The sequence below is a fragment of the Streptomyces sp. NPDC047853 genome (genome assembly GCF_043204535.1).
Classification (GTDB): domain Bacteria; phylum Actinomycetota; class Actinomycetes; order Streptomycetales; family Streptomycetaceae; genus Streptomyces.
Window position 1 is genome coordinate 1 of the sequence record NZ_JBIDCI010000047.1, and the last position, 2,848, is coordinate 2,848.

1 protein-coding gene is annotated in these 2,848 nt (G+C 72.1%); it reads left to right on the plus strand.

All coding sequences use genetic code 11. The annotated features are described in order from the left end of the window. Window positions 1-23: 23 nt before the first annotated feature. Window positions 24-2,848: beta-ketoacyl synthase N-terminal-like domain-containing protein (locus ACGF5T_RS36000; RefSeq protein ID WP_392890351.1), on the plus strand; the 2,825-nt coding region annotated here is incomplete at its 3' end.

The following is a 2,848-nucleotide window of genomic DNA, read 5'->3' on the forward strand; positions in this document are numbered from 1 at the left end:
CGCACGGTTTTCATTCGGTGTTGATGGAGCCGGTGTTGGGGGAGTTCCGGCGGGTGGTGGAGTCGCTGGAGTTCGGGCCGGTACGCGCCGGCGTCGCGGTGGTGTCGGGGCTGACGGGTGGGGTGGTCGGTGGCGGGGAGTTGGGGGATGCGGAGTACTGGGTGCGGCATGCGCGTGAGGCGGTGCGGTTCGCGGATGGTGTGGGGGTGGTGCGGGGTCTGGGTGTCTCCACGCTGGTGGAGGTGGGTCCGCATGCGGTGCTGACCGGGATGGCGGGGGAGTGCCTCGACGAGACCGGTGACGATGTGGTGGTGGTGCCGGTGATGCGGCGGGGTCGTCCGGAGCGGGAGGTGTTCGAGGCGGCGGTGGCGACGGTTGTCACCCGCGACGCCGACCTCGACGTGAACGCCCTGCACACGGGCAGTGGTGGCCGGCGCATCGACCTCCCCACCTACCCCTTCCAGCGCCGTACGCACTGGTCGCCTGCACTGAGCCGAGCCGGCACGGTCGACACCGGGCCGGGTGTGACCACCACCGGTGCAGTGAGCCGCGCGGTGTCACCGGAGCCGGAATCGGAGCGGGAACCGGAGCTGGAGTCGGAGTCGGAGTCGGAGCCGATGTCCTCCGAGGAGGCCGTGCGCCTGGTCCGCGAGAGCACCGCGGCCGTCCTGGGCCATGACGACCCCGGCGAGATCGCGCTCGACCGCACCTTCACCTCCCAGGGCTTGGACTCGGTGACCGCCGTCGAGCTGCGCGACCTGCTGAAGCGTGCCACCGGGCGCCCCCTCGCCACCACGCTCGTCTACAACCTGCCCACCCCGCGTGCCGTGGCCGAGCACCTTGTGGAGGACGGACGCGGCCCGCGTAACTCGGGTGACGATGAGCCGGGGGTGCCTTCCCAGGCCGTGACCGGGGCGCCCGACGCCCCGAGCGGTACCCGGGACGACGACCCGATCGCCATCGTCGGTGTGGGCTGCCGTCTCCCCGGCGGCGTCGACTCGCGCGCCGCCCTCTGGGAGCTGCTGGAGTCCGGCGCCGACGCGATCTCGTCCTTCCCCGTCGACCGCGGCTGGGACCTCGACGGGCTGTACGACCCCGAGCCGGGGACCCCGGGCAGGACCTATGTGCGGGAGGGCGGGTTCCTGCACGCGGCGGCCGAGTTCGACGCGGAGTTCTTCGGCATCTCGCCGCGCGAGGCCACGGCCATGGACCCGCAGCAGCGGCTGCTGCTGGAAACGTCGTGGGAGGCCCTCGAAGACGCCGGAGTGCTCCCCGGGTCACTGCGCGGCGGCGACGCCGGAGTGTTCATCGGCGCCACCGCACCGGAGTACGGGCCGAGGCTCCACGAGGGAGCGGACGGATACGAGGGGTACCTGCTCACCGGAACCACGGCGAGCGTGGCCTCCGGCCGGATCGCCTACACCCTCGGCACGGGCGGACCGGCGCTCACCGTCGACACGGCGTGCTCCTCGTCCCTGGTGGCGCTGCACCTGGCCGTGCAGGCGCTGCGCCGCGGCGAGTGCGGGCTGGCCCTGGCGGGCGGCGTCACGGTGATGTCGGGGCCCGGCATGTTCGTCGAGTTCTCGCGGCAGCGCGGGCTCGCCGCCGACGGCCGCTGCATGCCCTTCTCCGCCGATGCCGACGGTACGGCCTGGTCCGAGGGTGTCGCCGTCCTGGCACTGGAGCGGCTTTCCGACGCCCGGCGCGCGGGTCACCGGGTGCTGGCGGTGGTGCGCGGCAGCGCGGTCAACCAGGACGGTGCCAGCAACGGCCTGACCGCCCCCAACGGCTCCGCGCAGGAGGGCGTCATCCGAGCGGCCCTGGCCGACGCCGGCCTCGCGCCGGGTGACGTGGACGTGGTGGAGGCGCACGGTACGGGTACGGAGCTGGGCGATCCGATCGAGGGGGGTGCCCTGCTGGCCACGTACGGGCGTGAGCGCGCGGGTGATCCCCTGTGGCTGGGGTCGCTGAAGTCCAACGTCGGGCACACCCAGGCCGCCGCTGGCGCCGCAGGGGTCATCAAGATGCTGCTGGCCCTGGAACACGGCACGCTGCCGCGGACACTGCACGCGGACCGGCCCAGCACACACGTCGACTGGTCGTCGGGCACGGTCGCCCTGCTGGCCGAGGCGCGCCGGTGGTCCCGTCGGCCGGACCGCCCGCGCCGTGCGGCCGTGTCCTCCTTCGGGATCAGCGGGACGAACGCGCATCTGATCATCGAGGAGGCACCGGACTGGGGCGAGGCCGGGGCCGGTGATGTTCCTGACCACAGCACAGGGGACACGCCCGTTCCGTCGCCGTTGGTGCTTTCCGCGCGGTCGGAGGGGGCGTTGCGGGCGCAGGCGGCGCGGTTGCGTGAGCTGGTGGGGCGGTCGGGTGTGGATCTGCGGGATGTGGCTTTCTCGCTGGTCTCGACGCGGACGCTTTTCGAGCGTCGTGCTGTGGTGGCGTGTGGTGGGCGCGATGAGGTGGTTGCTGCTCTGGATGGCCTGGCGGGTGGCGCTGTGTCTGCGGGTGTGTGGACGGGGTTGGCTGTGCCGGGTGGGGTGGGGGTGTTGTTTTCGGGTCAGGGGGCGCAGTGGGTGGGTATGGCGCGTGAGTTGTATGCGGGGGGTGGGGTGTTCGCGGAGGTGCTGGATGAGGTGTTGGGGCTGGTGGGGGAGGTGGGTGGCTGGTCTTTGCGGGAGGTGATGTTCGGCGACGGTGATGTGGGTGCTGGTTCTGAGTCGGATGTCGGTGGGTTGTTGTCGCGGACGGAGTTTGCTCAGCCTGCGTTGTTTGCGGTGGAGGTGGCGTTGTTTCGGGCGTTGGAGGCTCGGGGGGTTGGGGTGTCGGTGGTGTTGGGTCA